Below are 2341 nucleotides of genomic sequence, written 5' to 3'. Positions count from 1 at the left end.
ATGGTCGGACCAGTGCTCGCCGCCTTCATCCTCAGCCTCATCCCGGCGATCATGCTGGGCATGGGCGTCGACCCCAACACGGCCGAAACCGTACGGGGCGTGATCCTCATCGTCGTGGTCCTCGTCGGAGGCTTGCTGCAGACGCAGAAAAGGAGCTTGACATGAGTGGCACCGTGAGGCCTCTGGAACAGGCGGACATTGCGGCCTTCGCCCAGCCGCAAGACGCTCACGAGTCGCGCCGCCGAGCGCTGGCCGAGCGACTGCGCGACCAACCGGTGCTGGCTCTCGGCCTGGTCTTCGTCCTCCTCTACCTCATCACCGGCAGCCAGGACACCGCGATGTTCTCCGCGGAAGGCGTCCGCTCCCTGCTGCTCCTCGCCGCGCCGCTCGGCATCTTCGCCGCGGCACAGACGATCTGCATGCTCACCGGAGGCATCGACCTCAGCATCACGATGACAGCGAACCTCGCGGCCTACGTCTGTGCCAACCAAGCGGGGGCCGGCCAACTGCAGGCTCTCACCCTCGCATTCGGCGTAGGAATACTCGTGGGCGTCGTCAACGGCATCGGCGTCGGCGTCTTCAAGGTCAACGCGCTCATCATGACCTTGGGCCTGTCCTCGGTACTGCTCGGCATCACCGTGGTCGGCATGAAGAGCGGCGGCTTCCTCGCCGGCTCCAAGACCGTCATCCCCGTCGTCGCCTACCTCGGAGGCGGGTCGCTCATCGGCCCGATCCCGGCAAGTGCGCTGGTCTGGGTGCCGCTCTCGGTCATTCTCATCTGGGGCCTGAGGCAGACCGGTCTCGGACGCTGTATTTACGCGGTGGGCGACAACCCGGTGGCGTGCAGGCTGGGAGGCGTCCGGGTGTGGATGGTCCTGATCGTCGTCTATGCCATCGCCGGAGTCCTGGCCGTGTTCGGGGGCCTGCTCTTCTCCGGCATCTCGTCGTCTCTCGGGCCTGACCAGACCAACGGATACCTTCTCCCCGCAATCGCCGCCGTAGTCATCGGCGGGACATCGATCATGGGTGGGATCGGGGGCTACGCAGGCACGGTCATGGGCACCTTGATCCTCACCCTGCTCAACCGGCTTCTGCTCACCCTGGACACCAGCGAGGGCATGCGGCAGATCATCTACGGCGTCATCGTGCTCACTCTCGCGTGGGCCTACGTCAGGATCTCGGGCCAGCGTTCGCAGTAGCGCCGTCGGCCCGACGACTCCAAGGGTCTCCGGTTGGGCCGGTAAGGCTGGACTACCCGCGCCGGCGCGCGGACGACGCAGGACGTGCAGCCGCTTCGGCCGTGCCCGCCGACGCTGCTCGATCGCCGGTCAGTGGCACTGCGCCTTTTCTTTCCGGGGCGCTGCACGGCAAGCCGAAACGCTGAACGGGACGTTCGTGCCTTGCCCTTTAAGTGAGAGGATCATATGATGACATGCGTACAGCGAAGGCTGGACGGGTCGAAACGCACAGTAAGGAATCGGCCGTGACATTTCGCCTCGGCGCCATCGCCGACGACTTCACAGGCGCCACAGACCTGGCCAACAACCTCGTACGCTCCGGCATGCGGACCACGCAGGTCATCGGGGTGCCCACGGTCGGCACGCTCAAGAAGTTCGAGTCGGACGCGGTCGTGGTGGCCCTGAAGTCGCGGACCGCGCCGGTGGCCGACGCGGTGCGAGAATCGGTGGAAGCGGCCACCTCGCTTCGCGAGGCCGGAGCCGAGCAGCTCTACTTCAAGTACTGCTCGACCTTCGACTCAACAGACGAAGGCAACATCGGACCGGTCACAGACGCCCTGTTGGACCTGGTGGGGGCTGACTGCACCGTTGCGGCCCCTGCCTTCCCGGCCGTCGGGCGAACGGTCTATCAAGGTCACTTGTTCGTGGGCGACCGGCTGCTCAACGAGACCGGCATGCGGAATCATCCGCTCACGCCGATGAAGGACGCCGATCTCGTTCGCGTTCTGGGCAAGCAGACCAACCATCCAGTGGGACTGATCGCCGAGTCGACGGTTCTCGCCGGCCGGGAGGCTGTCGCGGAGGAGCTTCGACGACTGCGACGCGACAGCGGCGTGCGCATCGCCGTACTGGACGCTGTCTCCGACGCCGACCTGCTCACCCTGGGATCCGCCGTGGCCGACCTGCCCCTGGTGACGGGGGGCTCGGGGCTCGCGCTCGGTCTCGCGCGCAGCTGGTCCTACCGGCCTTCGCGCGAAGCTGAGTCGCTTGCGCCGGCGTCGGGTCACGCGGCGGTGATCGCAGGTTCGGTGTCGAGAGCGACCAACGCCCAGGTCGACGCGTTCCTCGCCACCGGAGCTCCCGCCGTGTCCCTAAACCTGGAC

At 66.6% G+C, this 2341-nt stretch carries 2 protein-coding genes; both read left to right on the top strand.

Features of this window, described 5'->3' with window-relative positions; genetic code table 11:
• Window positions 1-161 precede the first annotated feature (161 nt).
• Window positions 162-1199, top strand: a complete 1038-nt coding sequence (locus ABT300_RS43280; RefSeq protein WP_351688458.1) for an ABC transporter permease — start codon at window positions 162-164, stop codon at window positions 1197-1199.
• Between the two features lie 233 nt (window positions 1200-1432).
• Window positions 1433-2341: 3-oxo-tetronate kinase (otnK, locus tag ABT300_RS43275; RefSeq protein WP_351688455.1), on the top strand; the 909-nt coding region annotated here is incomplete at its 3' end.

The sequence above is a fragment of the Streptomyces sp. NPDC001027 genome, assembly GCF_040299045.1.
Taxonomy (GTDB): Bacteria; Actinomycetota; Actinomycetes; order Streptomycetales; family Streptomycetaceae; genus Streptomyces.
The sequence above is the reverse complement of the archived record's forward strand: the minus strand, read 5'-3'. Positions and strand labels throughout refer to the sequence as shown.